Source organism: Streptomyces bugieae (assembly GCF_036352915.1).
GTDB classification, from domain to species: Bacteria; Actinomycetota; Actinomycetes; order Streptomycetales; family Streptomycetaceae; genus Streptomyces; species Streptomyces endophytica.
The window spans coordinates 43,864-62,484 of record NZ_JAZBJP010000004.1 but is presented as its reverse complement, the minus strand read 5'-3'; the positions used below and the strand labels follow the sequence as shown (position 1 = coordinate 62,484).

The window sequence follows — 18,621 nt, the reverse complement described above, 5'->3', positions numbered from 1 at the left end:
GTCAACGACCGCCCGCGGACGCCTGGTGGCGCGCGGGGGTGGACAGATACGGCCGGACGCTCTTGACCAGCATCGACATCTCGTAGCCCAGCACCGCCACATCGGCCTCGCGCCCGGCGAGCACCGCCAGGCAGGCGCCCGATCCGGCGGTGGAGACGAACAGGAAGCTGGCTTCCAGCTCGACGACGACCTGCAGGACGTTGTCGCCGTCGCCGAAGCGCACCCCGGCGCTGCGGGCGAGGGAGTAGAGGCCGGAGGCCAGGGCCGCCATGTGGTCGGCGCTGTCCGGTTCGAAGCCGTGGGCGGCCTTGACCAGGCCGTCCGAGGACAGCAGCAGCGCGCTGCGGGCGTGCGGTACGCGCTGTACCAGCCCGGTCAGCAGCCAGGACAGATCGGTCTGCTGGCCGGCCTGCCGCTGCAAATGCGCCTGCGTACGCACATCACTCACCATGGTTGTGGTCGTCTCCTCGGGGGCGCGCCATCGGGGCGTCGTGGTCACGGTCGTGGTGTTGCAGGTCGTTGCCGCCCGGGGTGCCGAGGGCGTCAGGCAGATCCAGGGCGGTGCCGTTGGTGTCGGCGTAGCTGTCGTCGGCGAGGCTGAACCCGCGCCGGAAGGCGGCCATCAGACCCGGGTCGTGCTCGGGTTCGGGGCCGTCGCGGCGGGCGGCGGACGGCAGGATCGGGTCGCCGCGCAGCTCGGGCACGAGATGGGTCTGCTTGCGCCGGCGGGGCAGCCGGGGGCGGGCGCTGTTGTCCACGGGGGCCGGTGCGGGCGGGAGGACCACCGGGCCGGGGGCGGCGGGCCGTTCGGCGGGGCCGCTCTCGACGGAGGGGGTGGCGGTGTGCCGTTCGGCGGCGGTCGCCTCGGGGTGGGGGAGGTCGGGGGTGGGGACGTCCGCGGCGCGCACCAGCCGGCGGCGGGCGGCGGGCGAGTCCGGGTCGGGCGTGGGGGCGGGGATGGTCACGGTCCGGGGGGCGGCGTCGACCGGGTTCGGGCGGGCGTGCGGTTCGTGGCGGTCGTACCGGTCGTATCCGCGGTCCCGGCCGCCGTCCGCCGCGTCCGCCGCGCCCTCGTCGGGGTGGTAGCTGTCGTAGATGTCGTAGTCCCCGTGGTCGCGGGCGGGGTCACTGTCCGGTGAGACGGCGGCGCGCGGGCCGGCGGCGGCGTCCGCTTCCTCGGCGGATTCCGCGCCGAGCAGGGCCTGCGGGACGATCAGCACGGCCTGGACGCCGCCGTAGATGTTGCTCTGCAGACGGACGACGATGCCGTGCCGCCGGGCCAGCGAGGAGACGACGAAGAGCCCGATCCGGCCGTCGCTGAGCAGCTCGGCCACGTCGATGTGGTCGGGGTCGGCGAGGAGGGCGTTCATCCGGGTCTGCTCGTCCGCCGACATGCCGAGGCCCCGGTCCTCGACCTCGACCGCGAGGCCGGCGGTGACGAGCTGGGCGCGCAGCAGGACGGGGGTCTGCGGGGCGGAGTAGATGGTGGCGTTCTCGACGAGTTCGGCGAGCAGGTGGATGACGTCGGCGACGGCGTGGCCGCGCAGGGTGCCCTCGATCGGCGGCACGAGCTTGATCCGGGGGTACTGCTCGACCTCGGCGATCGAGGAGCGGAGCACCTCGGTCATGGAGACCGGGCGGCTCCACTGGCGGCGGGAGATGGCGCCGCCGAGGACGGCGAGGTTCTCGGCGTGCCGGCGGATGCGGGTGGCGAGGTGGTCGACGTGGAAGAGGCCCTTGAGCAGGTCGGGGTCCTCGACCTGGTTCTCCAGTTCGTCGAGCAGCTCGATCTCGCGGTGTACCAGGGACTGCAGCCGGCGGGCGAGGTTGACGAAGACCTCGACCTTCTGCTCGCTGCCGCTGGCGTTGCTGCGGGCGATGGCGACCGCGTCGATGACGGCGGACTCGGCGGCCCGGCCGGCGGCGGCGACTTCGTGGGCGAGCAGGTCGAGGGTGTCGCCGGTGGGCTCGGGGCCGTTCTCGGGTTCCCGGCGCGGGAGCCATTCGCCCTGGCGGACCCGGTCCAGCAGGTCGTAGAGGTCGGACTGGCTGCGGGCGCAGACCTGGCGCAGCCGGGCGTAGCGGGCGACGGCGGCGCGGGCCTCGGAGTTGGCGGCGGCGCCCGCGGTGAGCACGATGACGCAGACCACGACGAGGCCGCCGGAGAGGACCACCCATTCGCGTCCGGTGAGCCGCGCTCCGCCGGCCTGGACGACGAAGGCGGCGACGGCGGTACAGATGACGGCGACGAGGAGGCAGGGTACGGCGGCGAGCCGGACCAGGCGGGACCGTATCGCCGAGTCGGCGGCCGACTCCGGGAAGGAGGCCCGGCCGTGCCGTCCGCCCTCACGCTCGCGGCGCCGGGCGGCGACGGGCGCCGTAGCGGCCACGGGTACGGGGGCGGGCCCTGAGGAGCCCTGGGTCCCTGCGGATGTTGGAGCCTCCTGGGACGTCTGGGTCCCCTGGGGGAATGCAGTAGGCATCGGCGCCCTCCGGATCGGCCGTTGGCAGTCGCGGAGCACGCACGCTAGTTGTTGCGGGGGTGGGGTTCGGACCCACTTCGAGGTTTCGCTACCCCGCGCCACCTCCTTGAGTGGACGTCGCACGCACGCCAGTGCGAACCAATCCGAACTACCGTCCAGAAAAGGCGAGTTGACCCCTCTCAGGCGCCCCCACCGAGGCTCACGACCAGCGCGCACCGACCTTCCGCGCGCCGGTGGCCGACCCGGCGTGTCGCCACACGGAGACCCCGCTCCTCAGCCTGCCCCGTTGCGCGGGACGCCAGTTGCCCGGAGGACGGCGAATCGGTTTCTCACCCTCGCGGGTGACAGCGGGTGACAGCGGGTGACAGCGGAGGGGGTGCCAGCGGGTGGGGTGGGAGCGCGTGGGGTGGGAGCGCGTGGGGTGGCGGCGGGCGACAGGTGGATCGGGGCTCGCCTGGGGGGCGCAAGGGGATGGGCGCTCCTAAAGAGTGGGCGCTCCTAGGGGTGGCCGAACAGATCCCGTAGGGGACACGGGCGCCCCCTGCGGGGCCACAACGCGGAGGCGGGGGGCGGTATTCCCCGCCGCGCCCGCCGCGCCCGCCGCGCCCGCCGCCCCGCACGGCTGGGGGCCCTGGGTGATCCGGCCGGCCTCCGAAGCTCCGCAAGACTCCTCCGAAGCTCCCGTGCCGTCGGCGCATGACATGCCGCCAGATCGGAAAGGACGCATGACTTCTGTACGTCGGGGTAGGCGGCCGCTGCGGCGCCCGAGCGTGTCGGGCCGCAGGAAGGCGTGATGACCACCGTCGTGAATGACACCGCGACCGAGCAGCACACCGAACTGAGCGCTGATCTGCCGGAGGTGCCGTGCCCGAGCGCGGTGGCCCCCCGTGACGCGCGCGAATTCTCCAAACTGTTCTTCGCGCGTCTCCAGGAATACGAAGAGGGCACGCACGAGTACCAATACGTGCGCAACACGCTCATCGAGATGAACATGTCGATGGTGCGCTATGTGGCCCGCCGTTACCGCAGCCGTGGTGACGACATGGAAGACATCATCCAGGTCGGCACCATCGGTCTGATCAAGGCGATCGACCGTTTCGACCTCGCCCGTGGGGTGGAATTCTCCACCTTCGCCGTCCCCTACATCCTCGGCGAGATCAAGCGCTTCTTCCGCGACACCGGTTGGGCGGTGCACGTCCCCCGCCGCCTCCAGGAGCTGCGCAGCGAACTGGCCAAGGCCAAGGAACAGCTGCACAACGCGCTCGACCGGGAGCCCACCGTCCGTGAACTCGCCGCGCATCTGAAGCTTTCGGAGGAGGAGGTCATCGAGGGCCTGGTGGCCGCCAACGGCTACACCGCCGGCTCGCTCGACACCCCCACCGATCCCGATCCCGCCGACCAGCGCCGCCCGCTGGCCGACGTCCTCGGGGAGGAGGACCCGGGCCTGGAGACGGTCGAGGACCTGCACACCCTGGCGCCTCTGCTGCAGACGCTCGACGAGCGTGAACGCCGGCTGATCGAGCTGCGATTCGGGCAGGAGATGACCCAGTCGGAGATCGGTGCGGAACTCGGCGTCTCCCAGATGCACGTCTCGCGACTGCTGTCCCGCATTCTTTCCCGGCTGCGCACCGGCATGCTCACCGAGCGCTGACTCCGGCGGCGATTCCGTCCTCCGCACCTCTCGCCGTCCTCACACTTCTCACGCTCCTCCTCGCAATCCTCGGGGCCCTCGAAACCCTCAAGATCCGCGAGATCCTCCACCGCCATGGATACCGGCGGTGGAGGCGGGTACCCGGTGGAGCGCCGGCCCGCCGCGGACCACGCGCACCGGGTCGCGAGCAGGAATGGCAACCACTGAGGAGGAGTGGACATGAGCACGGTGAAGGAGACGGTAGACGTCGAGGTCCCGGTCCGCACCGTCTACAACCAGTGGACGCAGTTCGAGGAGTTCCCGCAATTCATGGAGGGCGTCGAGGAGATCAGGCAACTCGACGACCGGCACAACCACTGGACCACCGAGATCGGTGGCATCCGGCGGGAATTCGACACCGAGATCATCGATCAGCTTCCGGACGAGCGGATCGCCTGGCGGACCACCGGCGGCGACACCCGCCAGAGGGGTGTGGTCAGTTTTCAGCGCCTGGACGACAGCCACACCCGGGTGCAGCTGGTGATGGAGGTCGAGCCGACCGGGGCCGCGGAGAAGACCGCGGACATGGTCGGGCTGATCGACCGTCGCACCAGGGGCGATCTGCGGCGCTTCAAGGCCTACATCGAGCAGCGTGAGAGGGAGACCGGCGCCTGGCGCGGCCGTATCCGGCCGGGCGGCTCGGGACCCGTCACCTGACGCGGTACGGACTGACACGACACGAGCTGCTGCGACACGAACTGCTGCGACACGAGCTGCCGCGGCACGAACCTGACACTGCACGAACTGACGCGACACGAAACGAACATCTCCCGGAGGGGCGGCAGCGGCCGCCCCTCCGGCGTTTCGGCACTCCGCCACTCCACCGCGCTCCGAAAAGTGCCCGGATATCGGGCATCGCCTGCTGTTTTCCGACAAACACTGCTCCGCCGCGGGACATCCGTTGACGTCAGGGCGTCGGCGGTGTGATGGTACGGCCGCCATGCAGGGCATGGACATGCCCATCCCCCACTGGGCAACCCGCCGCCCGACCGGGCCCGGCGCACTCCCATGCCTCCGGCCGACCCCTCACCAACCCCCTCAAGGAGCCCTGGTGTTACGAAGATTCGCGGTGACCGGCGCGTCGCTCGCCGTCACCCTCGCCGCCGCGCTGCTCACCACAGCCCCCGCATCCGCCGCCCCCGTCGCGGCAGCACACGTCACGGCAACCCCCGCCACCGCCACCTCCCCCGGCCCCGCCCGGCACGCCCTCGCCGCCGACGACGCCCCCGACGTCGACGTCACCAAGGTCCAGGCGCATCTGACCGAGCTCAACGCCATCGCGAACCGCAACGGCGGCACCCGTAAATCCAGCGGTCAGGGTTACCGGGACTCCGTCGCCTACGTCAAAGGCCGTCTGCAGGCGGCCGGTTACACCGTCACCGAGCAGCCCTGCACCTCCGGCTGCGCCAGTGGGGCCGGGCCCAACCTGATCGCCGAGTGGCCCCAGGGGGACACCTCGTCGGTGTACATGTTCGGCTCGCACCTCGACAGCGTGGGGGCCGGGCCCGGCATCAACGACAACGGCTCCGGCTCGGCGGCCCTCCTGGAGACCGCCCTCACCCTCGCAGAGCGCCACCCCGCGATGGCCGCGCGGGCCCGGTTCGCCTGGTGGACGGACGAGGAGCAGGGCCTCAACGGCTCGGACTTCTACGTCGGTTCGCTCTCCTCCACCGAGCGGTCCCGGATCAAGGCGTACTACAACTTCGACATGATCGCCTCACCCAACGGCGGCTACTTCATCAACCACCTCACCTCCGCCGCCGCCCAGCCGATGAAGGCGTACTGGGACTCGCTCGGTCTCCAGCCGGAGGAGAACACCGAGGGCGCCGGCCGGTCCGACGACTACTCCTTCGAGCAGGCCGGCATCCCGACCTCCGGGTACGCGATGGGCGCGAGCGCCCGGAAGACCTCGGCGCAGGCGGCGAAGTGGGGCGGCACCGCCAACCGCGCCTATGACTCCTGCTACCACCAGTCCTGTGACACCACCGCCAACATCAACGTCACCGGACTCGACCGCAGTGTCGACGGCATCGCGTCCACGCTCTGGAAGCTCGCCGTGGCCCGCTCCACCCCGGCGAACGACTTCTCGCTGACCGCCACGCCCGCTTCCGGCGGCGTCGCCCCGGGCGAGTCCCTCACCACGACGATCGCCACCCAGACCACCAGCGGCTCCGCCCAGACGGTGGCGCTGTCGGCATCGGGCGCTCCGGCGGGCGTGACCGTCTCGTTCAGCCCCGGCTCGGTGACCAGCGGCGCGAACGCCACGATGACCGTCGCCACCGCGGCGTCCACCGCCCCCGGCACGTATCCGCTCACGGTCACCGGCACCGGCTCCGGGCCCGGGGCGGTCACCCACACCACGTCCTTCTCGCTGACGGTCAAGGGCGCCGGCGGATGCGCCGCCGGGCAGCTGCTCGCCAACGGCGGCTTCGAGAACGGGACATCGCCCTGGACCGGCGACACCGGCACGATCGGCGCGCACACGGGGCAGTCCGCCCACGGCGGCAGCCGGTTCGCCTGGCTCGGCGGCTACGGCTCCACCGCCACCGACACGCTCAGCCAGTCGCTGACCGTGCCCGCCGGATGCGCCAAGGCGACGCTGGCGTACTGGCTGCACATCGACACCGCGGAGTCCGGCGGCACCGCCTATGACACCTTCCGGGTCAAGGTCGGCAACACCACCCTGACCACCTTGTCCAACACCGACGCGGCGCCCGGCTACGCCCAGCACACCCTGGACCTCAGTCCCTACGTCGGTCAGCGGATCACGCTCACCTTCACCGCCACCGAGGACAGCAGCCTGCAGACCAGCTTCGTCCTCGACGACACGTCCCTCCAGGTCTCCTGAAGGACTGCGCGTCTCCTGAAGGACTCCACCTGAAGGCGCCCGCCCGCTGCGGTGTCAGCGGGCGGGCCGGGGAAGCAGCGCGCCGGCCCGCTTCACGGTGCGGATGACCGGCGCCGTCTCGATCGAGCGGATCGCGTCCAGTGCCGCGATCCGCTCGGTCAGATAGCGCGCGAGGTCCACGGAGTCCCGGCAGTTCACGGCCGCGAGCAGATTGGTCGGCCCGGTGGTCAGCGCCACCAGGGACACCTCGGGGTGTTCGGCCATCGCCGAGGCCACCGCGGCGAGCCGGGACGGCCGTACGGACATCCACAGGCGCGCTTCGGCGCGGAAGCCGAGGGCGGCGGGCGGGACGTCGACGAGGAAGGTGAGCACACCGGCCCGGCGCAGCGCGGCGACCCGCCGGCGCACGGTCGACTCGGACCATCCCGTGGCGGCCGCGAGTTCGGGGTGGCCGGCCCGCCCGTCCTGCGCCAGGGCGTCGAACAGCGGCCGGTCGTCCGGCCCGACGGAGACGCCGGCCTCGCCGGCCGGGTCCCCGGTGCCGTCCGCGGTGGGCCCGGGCGGGGCCAGCGGCGCCGTCTGCTCGGGGGTGAGGCGGGCGGGGCCGGTCCAGTCGTTGGGCAACGCGTAGTGGTCCAGCAGGAGATGGGCGGAGACGGAGGTGACCCGGGCGGTCCTGGGCAGCTTGTGCAGGAGCAGGGCCTCGCTCTCGTCGGCGGTGGGCGTCCGGGCGCTGCACGAGATCTCGGTTCCGCCGGAGAGCAGGTAGACGTACGAGGTGTCGGCGCGGGCGGCGAGTGCCGTGGCGATGGGTCCGGCCGCGTCCGGTGTGCACTGCAGCCGGATCGTCCAGGCGTGGTGCCCGAGCCGGGCGCCGTTGAGCGTGCCGACCACGCGGAGGGTGCCGGCGGAGCGCAGCCGGCGGTAGCGACGGGCGACGGTGCTCTCGGACACCCCGAGCACCTCCCCGATGAGCCGGAACGGCGCCCGCCCGTCGATCCGCAGCGCGTGCACCAGCCGGTGGTCCACCTCGTCCAGGATGCCGGTTCCCGTCTTCATGGAGGAGGAGTGTGCCAGCTTCCGCCGGCAGGGCGGCCGTGGTGACCCGTCACCGTCCTCCCGCCCCGAACCGGTACGGTCGCGGCATGGATGTCGCCCGGTTGACCACGCCCTCGTTCCTCGTGCTCGGCATCATCGACAAGCTGGGTGAGGCGAGTCCGTACGACGTGAAGGTCGAGGCCGCGCGCACGGTGGCGCCGTTCTGGTCGATGCCGCATGCGCAGGTGTACGCGCAGTGCGACCGGCTGGTGGAGGCGGGGCTGCTGTCGGAGGTGCGGCAGTCGGGCGGGCGGAACCGGCGGCTGATGCGGCTGACCGAGGCGGGCCGGAAGGCGCTGGCGGACTGGCTCGCCGACCCGGCGTTCGTGCCGGTCGAGGCGCGCGAACGCGGCATTCTGAAGCTGTGGTTCGGGGCGCGGCCGGAGGTGCTCGCCCCGGTGCAGCTCACCGAGCACCACCGTACGCTCGCGGGCTACGAGGAACTCGCCGAGGGCGTGGGTGAGTTGCTGACCCGCGGGCAGCGCGAGGCGCTGGAGTTCGGTATCCGCTATGAGCGGATGATGGTGGATTTCTGGCAGTGGGTGGAGCGGCGCGGGGAGTGAGGCCGCCGCGCGACCGTTGACCACGGCGACGGATCGCCCTTACCTTCTCGATAGTCCAGACGGGACTATTGGCGCCGTGGGCCGCGGGGTAGCGGGGTGGCGGCGGGCCGGAGCGAGGGAGTCGCCGTGAACCGTCCGAGGAGGGTCGCCTGGCGCCGCGTGGCCACCATCGCCGTCGTGGCCGTCTGCGTCAGCTACGCCCCGATCGCGATGACCGAGCTGTGGCCGTACGCGCAGCGCGGGGCACCGGCGCTCGGCGAATGGGTGCTGGCGCGTGCGGTGTCACCGCGCTATGTCGCCGAGGCCGTCGCGGACCGGCTCGGGCCGTACGGGCGCAGCCTGGTGGCGCTGATCGTGCACTCGGTGCTGGGCGGTGCGCTGATGCTGCTCGGCCCGGTCCAGCTGCTCTCGGCGGTGCGGCGGCGGATCCGGCTGCACCGGGTGGTGGGCGTGGTGTTCGCCCTGACCGTGTATGCGTCGATGGCGGGCGCCGCGGCCTATCTGGTGCGCACCGCGCCCCAGGACGCGTTCAGCGGGGCGGCGTTCTGGATCGTGCTCACCACGATCCTGGTGGGCACGGTGCTCAGCGTGACGTTCGGCATCTTCGCCGCCGTGGGACGCTTCCCCGATCTGCACCAGCGGTGGCTGCTGCTGTGTTACGGCTTCCTGATGACCGCGCCGCTGCTGCGCCTGGAGTGGGGTGCGCTGCCGTGGCTGCTTCCCGGGCTGTCGATGGCGGACATCAACCGGGTCGCGGTCATGCACCTCGGGTCCGTGGTGGCGTTCGGCGCGCTGCTCGCCTCGCGGGCGATGGACCGGCGGGGGTCGGTTTCCGGGGTGCGGGGGACGTGGGTGCCGATGCCGGTGCTCGCCGTGGCGCATCTCGCCGGCGCGGCCGCGCTGGCCTGGATCGTCCGGTCGTACCTGGGCCGGGGCACCGAAGGGCTGCGCCTGCTGGTCGCGTACCTGGTCCCGTACGCCGTGAGCTATGCCGTGCTGCTCGTCCGCCAGCGGCGGGCGGGGCGGGACGGGCGGAGCTGGGCGCGCGAGGAGTGGCGCCTGCATCTGGCCGCCCTGTGCCTGGCGCCGGTGCTCTCGGCGGGCGCGGCGCTGCTGTTCGAGCGGTACACGGGGCTGGACCGGGGCACGGCGCTGTCCGCGGGGGTGGCCATCGGCTGCGGTGTGCTGGCGTTCGCGGCGACCACGGTGGTCAGTCTGCGGATCATGTTCGCGCGGGAGCTGGTCAAGCGGGAGGGGCTTGCCGCGCCCCGCCGCCCGCACCGGACGCCGTCACCGGCGTAGTCAACGCCCTTACGTACCAGGCCAGTTGAGGGATCGAGCCGGAGAGGGAGGCGGAGCGCGGATGCCTGAGGAAGCGGAGGTGCCCGGTACGGCCGAAGCGGCCGGGGCCGGGGAGGCGGGGCAGGCCGGTGACGGCCCGTCGGTCGTGGCGGACGGAGGCCGTGCGCTGACCGTGGGCGTGACGGTGCTCGCGTACACCGTCGGCGTGATCAGCGTCCTGGTCGGGGCGCTGCTCGCGGTGGCCGGCCTCACCGGGCAGGTGTTCAGCGCCTGGAAGTCGGCCGGGCCGCTGAGCCCCGCGCTGGTCGGCGCGGCGATGCTCGGTGTGGCGCCCGGGTTGTTCACCGTCGGCCGGGCGCGGGTCTGGGAGGAGGTCCGCACGCTGGTCCTGCCGCTCGCCGTGGTGCTCGTCGGGCTGTTCGCGGTGAGCCTGCTCAACGCGGGCCGGCTGCAGGCGGCCGCGGGCGGTGCGGTGGTCCTGGTGCTGTTCAGTCTCGGCTGGGTCGCCGTGCTCGGTGTGCTGGCCGTGTGCGCGCTCACCGCGCTGGTGCGGCAGTACCTGAAGCCCGTCCGGCCGCCGGCGGCCCGGCTCGCCCCGCTGCCGGGGTGGTCGAAGCCGTTCCTGGCCGTGCTCGGCTCGGCGTGGTTCGGCATCGGTACGGGCCTGCTGGTCAGCCCGCGGTTCTGGGCCGACTTCGTGCCATGGGCGGTGAACCGGCCGGACGCCCAGGCGCTCGGTGTCTGGGCGATCGCCCTCGGCGTCGGCGTCCTCGGCGCACTGGCCGAGGACGATCTGACCCGGACCCGCCCGGCGTTGCTCGCCCTCCCCGGTATCGCGCTCGCCCTGGCCGTCGTCCTGGGGGTGCGCGCCGCGGAGGTCGACTGGTCGTCGGGTCCCGCGCTGTCCCTGGTCACCATGGTCGCCGGGCTGCTGCTGGCGGGCACCATCGGCCACCGTCTGCTGGCCCGCGGCCCGGCGCCCCAGGCCTGAGCGGGACCGCAGCTGAGGCGCCACCAGGTCGCCGCGGCCCCCTGGCCGGCGGCACCTACACTGACCCGGTCGGGACGGGAACGGCGTCCCACCAGGGGGACGGAGACGGCAGTGGTCGGACGTGGCAAGGGTGACGGCGGCGCGGTGGACGACCCGTCCGCCGAGGTGCTGGGCGAGGCGGCCGCGGTGTTCGGACTGCTGGCCGCTCCCCCGCGGCTGCACATCGTGTGGCTGCTGACGCAGGGCGAACGCGATGTGAGCGGGCTCGCGGAGCGGATCGGCGGGGCGCTGCCGGCGGTCAGCCAGCATCTGACGAAGCTGAAGCTCGCCGGTCTGGTCCGTTCGCGCCGGGAGGGCCGCCGGGTGGTGTACTTCGTCGACGACCCCGATGTCGTGGCGGTGGTGCGCCTGTTGTTCGACCGGCTGGACGCCCGCCGCGGCGGACGGTCCGCGGCCGCGCCGGCGGACCTCCGTTCCTACGGCACCTGAGACCACGTGCCCGAGACCACCGCGACACCGGGCGGCGGCGCCACTCCCTCGCGGGCGGCGGCCGTACGCTCCCACGGTGATCCGCGCGCCGGGCACGGCGGCGCGGATCCGGCCCGGCTGACGACGCTGGAGCTGCTGCGCCGGCTGGCTGCCGGGCCGCGCGGACTGACCGCGGAGCAGGCCGAGGAGCGCCTGGTCCGGTACGGCGAGAACGTCGCCCCCGCCTGGCGGCCGGTCTCCTGGCCGCGGCGCTTCCTCGGCAGTCTGCGGGATCCATTCACCGCGGTGCTGCTCTGTCTCGGGCTGGTGTCGGCGGCCATCGCGTCCTGGGGCACCGCCTGCGTGATCATGGTGCTGGTCGTGGTGAGCTGTCTGCTGCGGTCGGGCGGTGAGCACCAGGCCGGCCGGGCGATGGCCGGCCTGCGCGAACTGGTCGCCACCACCGCGTCCGTACAGCGCCGCGCGGACGACGGCGCCGCGCCGGTGGTCCGCGAGCTCCCCGTCGACCAGCTCGTCGTCGGGGACGTGATCCGGCTCGGGCCCGGCGACCTGGTACCCGCGGATGTCCGGCTGCTGCGCGCCACTGGGCTGACCGTGCACCAGGCCGCGCTGACCGGCGAGTCCGCGCCGGTGGCGAAGTACGCCCTCGACGCACCGCCCGCTGCGGACGACGGGGCCGCCGAACCGCCCCACCTCTGCTTCCAGGGCAGCAGCGTGGCGTCCGGGAGCGCAACGGCCCTGGTCGTCGCCACCGGCGCGGACACCCGCTTCGCCGCGGCGCACCCCGGACCGGCCCGGCGGCGGACGGAGAGCGCCTTCGACCGCTCGGTCCACGGCATCGCCTGGACGCTCATCCGCTTCATGCTGCTGACCCCGCCGCTGGTGCTGCTGGCGAACGCCGCGCTGCGCGGACGGGGGCTTGCGACGCTGCCGTTCGCGATCGCGGTGGCGGTGGGCCTCACCCCGGAGATGCTGCCGGTGATCGTGACGGCGACGCTGGCGCGCGGTGCCTCGGCGCTCGCCCGCACCGGCGGCGTGATCGTCAAACGGCTCCCGGCGCTGCACGACCTCGGGGCGATCGACGTGCTGTGCCTGGACAAGACCGGCACCCTGACGCAGGACCGGCCGGTCGTAGAGCGGTCGGTCGACGCCCGCGGGGCCGACGATCCGGATGTGCTCAACTGGGCGTCGGTGGGCAGCTTCTGGACCCTGGAGCTCGCCGAACTGCCCGCCCCGGACTCCCTCGACGAGGCGGTCCTCGACGCCTCGGCGGCGTACGGCGCGGATCCGCTCGCCTACGACGGGATCGCGGCGCTGCCCTTCGACCCGGCCCACCGGCTCGCCACTGCCGTGGTCCGCCGCCCGGGGACGTACGGCCGGCACACGCTCGTCGTCAAGGGCGCCGTCGAGGACGTCCTCGGCCGCTGCGGCCGCGTCCGGCTGGACGGTGCGGAGGCCGAACTGACCGAGGGGGAACGCCGGCGGCTGCTCGACCTCGCGGCCACGGAGGCGGCCGGCGGTCTGCGGCTGCTCGCCGTCGCGCACGCCGAACGCCCCGCCCGTGGTGGCCCGTACGGCGAACGGGACGTCCGGGGGCTCACCTTCCTCGGCTGGGTCGCCCTCCGCGACGCGCTCGCCCCCACCGCCGGTGCCGCGCTCGCCGGTCTCGCCCGGCGCGGGGTGACGGTGAAGGTGCTCACCGGCGACCACCCCGGCACCGCCGCCCGGGCCTGCCGCGATCTCGGCCTGGAGCCCGGCGAGGTACTGACGGCCGATCAGCTCGGTTCGCTCGGCGGGCCGCCGCTCGCCGCGGCCGTCGAGCGGGCCACCGTCGTGGCGCGCTGCACCGCCCAGGACAAGGCCCGGATCGTGGCCGCGCTGCGTGCGAGCGGCCGGACCACCGGGTTCCTCGGCGACGGCGTCAACGATCTGCCGGCGCTGCTCACCGCCGACGTGGGCGTCTGCCCCCGGGGAGCGGTGGCGGTGGCCCGCGAGGGCGCCGACGTCGTCCTGGCCGACAAGGACCTGACCGCCCTCGACCGGGCGCTCACCGCCGGCCGCCACAGCAGCGGCACCATCGCCGGCTACCTGCGGATCACGCTCTCCTCCAACCTGGGCAACGTCCTCGCGATGCTCGCCGCCGGCCTGCTGCTGCCGTTCCTGCCGATGCTCCCCGCCCAGGTCCTGGTGCAGAACCTCTGCTTCGACGCGGCCCAACTCGCCTACGCCTACGACCGGCCCGCGCCCGCCGCGGTCAGCGGCCCGGCCGTCCTGCGACCGCGCGCCGTGCTCCGCTACGTCACGGTCTTCGGCCTCCTCAACGCCGCCGCGGACCTGGCCACCTTCGGGGTGCTCGCGCTCGCCGTGCACCTCACGGACGGGCCCGGCGGCCCGGCGGTGTTCCACGCCGGCTGGTTCACCGAGAACCTGCTGACCCAGGCCATGATGATGCTGCTCCTGCGCACCGGCCGGTCCGCCCCCGGACGCCGCACGATCGGCCCGGTCCACCTCGCCGTCACCGCCCTCGCCGTCCTCGGCCTCCTGCTCCCCCTGTCCCCCCTGGCCCCGGCCCTGGACATGTCCGCCCCGCCGCCGCTCTATTACGCACTCCTCGCCGCGGTCCTCGCCCTCTACGCCGTCACCCTCACCACGGCGGCACGGCGCTACGCGTGACCCCCCTTGCGGGGGACGCAGAAGAGGGCGAGGGCGGCGGCCGTCAGGTACGCGGTCGCGCCGATGGCCATGCCGAGGCGCAGCCCGGTGGGGAAGGTGGCGGCGCCGGCCAGCAGGGAGCCGCCCAGCGCGACGCCTGCGGCGCTGCCGATCTGGCGGGTGGTGTTGAACAGGGCGGAGGCGGTGCCGGCGTACGTGTCCGGGGCGGCCGACATCACGGTGGCGGTCGATCCGGTGAGGGCGAAGGAGGTGCCGAAGCCCGCGGCCATCATCGGCGCCACCAGCAGGACGTAGTCCGGGTCCTGCCCCGCGGCGGCCCAGCCGGCCAGACCCGCCGAGCCCAGGAGCATGCCCGTCACCACGAGCGGCCGGTGTCCGGTGCGGCGTGCCAGTCGCCCGGACAGGACGGAGGCGAACATCGTCATGGCCACGGCCGGGAAGAGGGCGAGCCCGGTGCGCAGTGCGGTCAGGCCGCGGTGGTGCTGGAAGTACAGGCTGGCGGTGAAGATCATGCCGTAGAAGGCGAAGTTGAACAGCAGGCCGATGGCCGCCGCCCCGCTCATCGAGCGGGAGCGCAGCAGTCGCAGGGGCAGCACGGGGGTACGGGCGAGGCGTTCGCGCAGGACGAATCCGGCGGCTGCCAGGAGGCACAGGCCGGCCCCGGTGAGGATCAGGGGGTCCGTCCAGCCGCGTCGTCCCGCTTCGTTGAGGACGGCGGTGAGCAGGGCCACCGCCGCGATCAGCGCGCACTGCGCCGGCCAGTCGAGGGGGCGGTCCGGCCGCCGGTCCGAGACCGCCACATGACGCAGCGTCAGCAGCAGGCAGACGCATCCGACGGGCAGGTTGATGAAGAACACCCAGCGCCAGCCCACGGTGGTCACCAGCAGACCGCCGAGCAGCGGCCCCGCGGAGGCGGCGATGCCGGCCATGGAGCCCCACAGGCCGAAGGCCCGGGAGCGGGCGGCGGGTGAGGGGTACGCCTGCTGCAGGAGCGCGAGGGAGCCGGGCACGATCAGTGCCGCGCCGAGCCCTTCGCACAGCCGGGCGGTGACCAGGAACCCGGCGCTCCGGGCCAGTCCGCAGCCGGCCGAGGCGACGGTGAACACCACGACCCCGGTGCAGAAGATCCGGCGGTTGCCCAGCCGGTCCCCCAGCGCGCCGCCGGTGAGCAGCAGACCGGCGAAGACCAGGGTGTAGCCGTCCGTGATCCACTGGATGCCGGTGAGCGAGGCCGACAGCTCCCGCCCCACCACCGGCACCGCGACGTTGATCACGGTCACGTCCAGGATGACCATGAAGTAGCCCGCACAGACCGCGAGAAGCGGGGCCGGGGACCGGCCCGGACCCGCGGACCGGTCCGGTCGGTCGGCCTGAGGACCACCGGCACGCACCATGGCGACACGCTATTCCCGGGACGCACGGCTCCCGCGGCTTGCACGGTCGGGCGGCGTGCCTCCACGAGCACCGCGGTCCCAGGCAACCGACCGTGCGTCAAACCCCTCCTTACACGACAGGGAACGAATTCGTGAGGGATGGGGGAGCCGTGCGGCGGCGTTCACTTCTCGCGGCGACATCGGCCGCGCTCGTACTGACCGTCTCCGCCGGTCTCGGCTTGACCGGCTGCGGCTCGCCGCGGATGGCGGCGTTGCACGCCAACTGCACCACCAAGGGCCTGCGGTGGAAGCTCACCGTGCTCAAGAAGCCGGCGCACGGCACGCACCGTGACGCCCGTCTGACGATCGTCAACAAGACGGCCCGGCCGTGCGTCTTCGGCGGCTACCCGCTCTTCGAGGTGCACGTGGGCAAGGGGCCGATGGCCGGCGGCAAGGGGCGCGGCGCGGTCCCGACGCCCATCGACCTGCGCGCCGGCGGCACGGTGACGACGGCACTGCGCTACCAGGACGCCTGGCCCGGCACCCCGTCCGACGAGTGCTTGGTCAGCAATATGGAGGCGACGGTGGCCGCCCCGCACGACCGTGCCCTGCGGTCCATAACCGCCCGGGACGAGTCCGGCCGGCGCTCGCTGCTGAACGTCTGCGACGACACGGTGTGGATGAGCCCGCCCAAGGAAGCGGCCGAGTAACGCGGGGTCCTCGGGGCCCCCGGGCCTCGTGCGGGGCCGGTCCGGCTGGTTCAATGGCCGCCGAGGTGAGGGATATGGTGTCGGCCGACCGGCTGCTGGCGTTCGCGGTGATGTCGCTGTTGGTGATCGTGATTCCGGGGCCGAGCGTGCTCTTCGTGATCGGCCGGGCCCTGGCGCACGGCCGCCGTACCGCGCTGGCCACGGTCCTGGGCAATGTGGTCGGCTCGTACCTGCTGGTGGCCGCCGTGGCGTTCGGTCTCGGGTCGCTGGTCGAGCGGTCCGTCACGGTCTTCCTGGTCGTGAAGCTGGCCGGGGCGGCCTACCTCGTGTTCCTCGGCGTGCAGGCGTTCCGCCACCGCAAGGACATGAAGATCACCGCCGTGCGGCCGGCCGGGCGGCGGGCCCGCGGCGATCTGCGGACGGTCGCGGACGGCGTGCTCGTCGGCTGCACCAACCCCAAGGGGATCGTCTTCTTCGCGGCCGTACTCCCCCAGTTCGTGGACCACGCGGCGGGCGGGCTGCCCGCCCAGATGCTCGTGCTGGGCCTGGTGCCGATCGGCATCGGTCTGATCACCGACACGGTGTGGGGGCTCACCGCCTCGGCGGCCCGCGGCTGGTTCGCCCGGTCCGAGCGCCGGCTGTCGCTGATCGGCGGCGCCGGGGGCTTCGCGATGATCGGCCTCGGGGTGACGGTGGCGGCGACCGGACGCGCGGACTGACCGGCGCCCGGTGCCGTGGGACCGTCCCGCTCAGCGGTCCGCCGCGAGATCGGCCTCCACGGCCGGGGGCGCCACCGGCGGCCAGGCGGGCCAGCCGTGGACCGGCGGCACCGCGATCGCCCGCCACCAGGGATAGCCGGCCGGCGGATCGGCCGGCTCGAACGGCTCGCCCGGTCTCGGGTGGACGGTGGCCACCCCGGCCTTCCGGCCGGCGCTCAGCGTCCATTCGGCCGGCTCGGCCCAGGGGTGCGGGGCGAGGTTGAAGGTGCCCCAGTGGATCGGCAGCATGACGCCGGTCGGTGCGCCGCCCTGGAGGTCCAGATGGGACCGGACGCCCTGGGTGGGATCCATGTGGATGTCGGGCCAGAACTCGCTGTACGCGCCGATCTGGATCATCGTCGCGTCGAACGGGCCGTGCGCCGCGCCGATCTCCGCGAAGCCGGGGAAGTAGCCGGTGTCGCCGCTGTGGAAGATCCGGTGTGCGGGACCGGCGACGACCCAGGAGGCCCAGAGGGTGTGCTGCGGACCGCGCAGGCCGCGGCCGCAGAAGTGCTGGGCCGGGGTGGCGGTGAGGGTGAGGTCGCCGACGCGGGTGGATTCGTGCCAGTCCAGCTCGGTGATCCGCGCCGCGGGCACGCCCCAGAATTCCAGGTCGGCGCCGACGCCCAGCGGGACGACGAAGACCGCGCCGGTGCGGATCAGCCCCTGGATCGTGGTCATGTCGAGGTGGTCGTAGTGGTCGTGGGAGATCACCACGGCGTCGACCGGGTCCAGCTCGGCCAGCTCGACCGGCATCGGGTGCATCCGCTTCGGGCCCGCCCAGGTGAACGGCGAACAGCGCTCCCCCCACACCGGGTCGAAGAGCACCCGCCGCCCGTCGATCTCCGCCAGTACGGTCGAATGCCCCAGCCACGTCAGCCGCAGTCCGGACACGGGCGGGACGCGAAGGTCCGCCGCGGTCTCGCGGTGGACCGGAATCCGGCCGATCGGGGCCCGGCGCAGCCGCCCCTCGCGGTTCAGCTGGGTGCGCGCCATCGGCAGCGCGGAGCCGTCGAGCAGCTGCCGGGTCTGCGCCGGATTGCGGAACTGGCCGTCCACGAACTGCGGTGACCTGCGTATCCGGGCCAGCCGCTCGCCCGTGGGCCGGGCGCCGAAGCTCGCGGGACGCAGCGCGGACAGGGGGCTACGGCGGGAACGGGAACCGGGCACGGCACCTCCATGGTCGGGGCGGTCGCGAAGTGAACGGGCCACGGGACCGGTGGGTTCCGCCGGCGCCCCGGCCACCTCGGGCCTCCACCTCAACGCCGTGGCCGCGGCTCACATTCCGTGATCGGCCGCCTCCCCGGCGTCGAATTCCCGTACGACATGATCCTCCACCGCCCGGTACCCCACCCCCCGGTAGAGGGCGTTACCGGTGGCGTTGGCGAGGTCGGTGAACAGCACCACCTCCTGGGCGCCGAAGGACCGGGCGGCGGCCTACACCGCCGCGGTGACCGCCCCGGTGAAACCGCGTCCGCGCAGCTCGGGCGGGGTGCGGACGGGGGCTACCCGGGCCATGCCGGCCAGGGTGCGGGTGACGCAGGCCATCGAGACCGGGCGGCCGCGGTCCTCCCACAGGTCCCGGGTCGTGGTCCACGTCATGCCTCAGCTTGGCGTGCGGGCGGCCGCCGGTGCGGCCGGTT

17 protein-coding genes are annotated in these 18,621 nt (G+C 73.4%); 10 read left to right on the top strand and 7 right to left on the bottom strand.

The window, feature by feature from the left end:
• Position 1: 1 nt before the first annotated feature.
• Together V2J85_RS12075 and V2J85_RS12070 are read right to left on the bottom strand one after the other, a co-directional pair.
• Positions 2 to 451 (bottom strand): roadblock/LC7 domain-containing protein, encoded by a 450-nt coding sequence (locus V2J85_RS12075; protein WP_261954701.1) that lies wholly within the window; start codon positions 449 to 451, stop codon positions 2 to 4.
• On the bottom strand, positions 441 to 2,483 hold the full coding sequence (locus V2J85_RS12070; protein WP_419836768.1) for a sensor histidine kinase: 2,043 nt from the start codon (positions 2,481 to 2,483) through the stop codon (positions 441 to 443). Before V2J85_RS12070 ends, V2J85_RS12075 begins: the two co-directional genes overlap by 11 nt.
• A gap of 793 nt (positions 2,484 to 3,276) precedes the next feature.
• On the opposite strand from V2J85_RS12070, the gene V2J85_RS12065 reads away from it, so the two are divergent.
• From V2J85_RS12065 to V2J85_RS12055, 3 genes are all read left to right on the top strand, one after another.
• Positions 3,277 to 4,134 (top strand): RNA polymerase sigma factor SigF, encoded by an 858-nt coding sequence (locus tag V2J85_RS12065; RefSeq protein ID WP_330821571.1) that lies wholly within the window; start codon positions 3,277 to 3,279, stop codon positions 4,132 to 4,134.
• 219 nt (positions 4,135 to 4,353) lie between these two features.
• The gene (locus V2J85_RS12060) at positions 4,354 to 4,830 is read left to right on the top strand and encodes an SRPBCC family protein (RefSeq protein ID WP_261954704.1); all 477 of its coding nucleotides are present in this window, start codon (positions 4,354 to 4,356) and stop codon (positions 4,828 to 4,830) included.
• 298 nt (positions 4,831 to 5,128) lie between these two features.
• A complete protein-coding gene (locus V2J85_RS12055; RefSeq protein WP_419836773.1) occupies positions 5,129 to 7,021 on the top strand; it encodes a M28 family peptidase in 1,893 nt (630 codons plus the stop codon).
• A gap of 54 nt (positions 7,022 to 7,075) precedes the next feature.
• Here the strand turns inward: V2J85_RS12055 and V2J85_RS12050 are convergent, their stop codons facing one another.
• On the bottom strand, positions 7,076 to 8,080 hold the full coding sequence (locus V2J85_RS12050; protein WP_261954706.1) for an Lrp/AsnC family transcriptional regulator: 1,005 nt from the start codon (positions 8,078 to 8,080) through the stop codon (positions 7,076 to 7,078).
• An 86-nt stretch (positions 8,081 to 8,166) separates the two neighbouring features.
• On the opposite strand from V2J85_RS12050, the gene V2J85_RS12045 reads away from it, so the two are divergent.
• The 5 genes from V2J85_RS12045 (at position 8,167) to mgtA (ending at position 14,137) form a co-directional block, all read left to right on the top strand.
• A complete protein-coding gene (locus tag V2J85_RS12045) occupies positions 8,167 to 8,682 on the top strand; it encodes a PadR family transcriptional regulator (RefSeq protein ID WP_261954707.1) in 516 nt (171 codons plus the stop codon).
• Between the two features lie 126 nt (positions 8,683 to 8,808).
• A complete protein-coding gene (locus tag V2J85_RS12040) occupies positions 8,809 to 9,984 on the top strand; it encodes a DUF2306 domain-containing protein (RefSeq protein WP_330821569.1) in 1,176 nt (391 codons plus the stop codon).
• A 61-nt stretch (positions 9,985 to 10,045) separates the two neighbouring features.
• Positions 10,046 to 10,975: a hypothetical protein gene (locus V2J85_RS12035; RefSeq protein ID WP_330821568.1), complete on the top strand. Its 930-nt coding sequence runs from the start codon at positions 10,046 to 10,048 to the stop codon at positions 10,973 to 10,975.
• A gap of 111 nt (positions 10,976 to 11,086) precedes the next feature.
• Positions 11,087 to 11,464, top strand: coding sequence for an ArsR/SmtB family transcription factor (locus V2J85_RS12030; protein WP_330821567.1), 378 nt, complete (start codon positions 11,087 to 11,089; stop codon positions 11,462 to 11,464).
• A 6-nt stretch (positions 11,465 to 11,470) separates the two neighbouring features.
• On the top strand, positions 11,471 to 14,137 hold the full coding sequence (mgtA, locus tag V2J85_RS12025) for a magnesium-translocating P-type ATPase (RefSeq protein ID WP_330821566.1): 2,667 nt from the start codon (positions 11,471 to 11,473) through the stop codon (positions 14,135 to 14,137).
• Here mgtA and V2J85_RS12020 read toward each other — a convergent pair.
• Positions 14,128 to 15,531 (bottom strand): MFS transporter, encoded by a 1,404-nt coding sequence (locus V2J85_RS12020; RefSeq protein WP_330821565.1) that lies wholly within the window; start codon positions 15,529 to 15,531, stop codon positions 14,128 to 14,130. The two genes, mgtA and V2J85_RS12020, sit on opposite strands and share 10 nt — an antisense overlap.
• 131 nt (positions 15,532 to 15,662) lie before the next feature.
• On the opposite strand from V2J85_RS12020, the gene V2J85_RS12015 reads away from it, so the two are divergent.
• Both V2J85_RS12015 and V2J85_RS12010 read left to right on the top strand, forming a co-directional pair.
• Positions 15,663 to 16,220: a DUF4232 domain-containing protein gene (locus V2J85_RS12015; RefSeq protein ID WP_330821564.1), complete on the top strand. Its 558-nt coding sequence runs from the start codon at positions 15,663 to 15,665 to the stop codon at positions 16,218 to 16,220.
• A gap of 74 nt (positions 16,221 to 16,294) precedes the next feature.
• A complete protein-coding gene (locus V2J85_RS12010; RefSeq protein ID WP_261954714.1) occupies positions 16,295 to 16,939 on the top strand; it encodes a LysE family translocator in 645 nt (214 codons plus the stop codon).
• A gap of 30 nt (positions 16,940 to 16,969) precedes the next feature.
• Here V2J85_RS12010 and V2J85_RS12005 read toward each other — a convergent pair whose 3' ends face one another.
• The 3 genes from V2J85_RS12005 to V2J85_RS11995 form a co-directional block, all read right to left on the bottom strand.
• On the bottom strand, positions 16,970 to 18,148 hold the full coding sequence (locus V2J85_RS12005; protein WP_261954715.1) for an MBL fold metallo-hydrolase: 1,179 nt from the start codon (positions 18,146 to 18,148) through the stop codon (positions 16,970 to 16,972).
• Between the two features lie 108 nt (positions 18,149 to 18,256).
• Positions 18,257 to 18,385: a hypothetical protein gene (locus V2J85_RS12000; RefSeq protein WP_330821563.1), complete on the bottom strand. Its 129-nt coding sequence runs from the start codon at positions 18,383 to 18,385 to the stop codon at positions 18,257 to 18,259.
• Between the two features lie 30 nt (positions 18,386 to 18,415).
• Entirely contained in the window at positions 18,416 to 18,580 is a 165-nt protein-coding gene (locus tag V2J85_RS11995; protein WP_330821562.1) for a GNAT family N-acetyltransferase, read from the bottom strand.
• Positions 18,581 to 18,621 lie beyond the last annotated feature (41 nt).

Excerpts from the sequence above, each read along its gene's own strand:
- V2J85_RS12075 (WP_261954701.1), bottom strand. The coding sequence starts at position 451 with ATGGTGAGTGATGTGCGTACGCAGGCGCATTTGCAGCGGCAGGCCGGC.
- V2J85_RS12070 (WP_419836768.1), bottom strand. The coding sequence starts at position 2,483 with ATGCCTACTGCATTCCCCCAGGGGACCCAGACGTCCCAGGAGGCTCCA.
- V2J85_RS12065 (WP_330821571.1), top strand. The coding sequence starts at position 3,277 with ATGACCACCGTCGTGAATGACACCGCGACCGAGCAGCACACCGAACTG.
- V2J85_RS12060 (WP_261954704.1), top strand. The coding sequence starts at position 4,354 with ATGAGCACGGTGAAGGAGACGGTAGACGTCGAGGTCCCGGTCCGCACC.
- V2J85_RS12055 (WP_419836773.1), top strand. The coding sequence starts at position 5,129 with ATGCCCATCCCCCACTGGGCAACCCGCCGCCCGACCGGGCCCGGCGCA.
- V2J85_RS12050 (WP_261954706.1), bottom strand. The coding sequence starts at position 8,080 with ATGAAGACGGGAACCGGCATCCTGGACGAGGTGGACCACCGGCTGGTG.
- V2J85_RS12045 (WP_261954707.1), top strand. The coding sequence starts at position 8,167 with ATGGATGTCGCCCGGTTGACCACGCCCTCGTTCCTCGTGCTCGGCATC.
- V2J85_RS12035 (WP_330821568.1), top strand. The coding sequence starts at position 10,046 with ATGCCTGAGGAAGCGGAGGTGCCCGGTACGGCCGAAGCGGCCGGGGCC.
- V2J85_RS12020 (WP_330821565.1), bottom strand. The coding sequence starts at position 15,531 with ATGGTGCGTGCCGGTGGTCCTCAGGCCGACCGACCGGACCGGTCCGCG.
- V2J85_RS12010 (WP_261954714.1), top strand. The coding sequence starts at position 16,295 with ATGGTGTCGGCCGACCGGCTGCTGGCGTTCGCGGTGATGTCGCTGTTG.
- V2J85_RS11995 (WP_330821562.1), bottom strand. The coding sequence starts at position 18,580 with ATGACGTGGACCACGACCCGGGACCTGTGGGAGGACCGCGGCCGCCCG.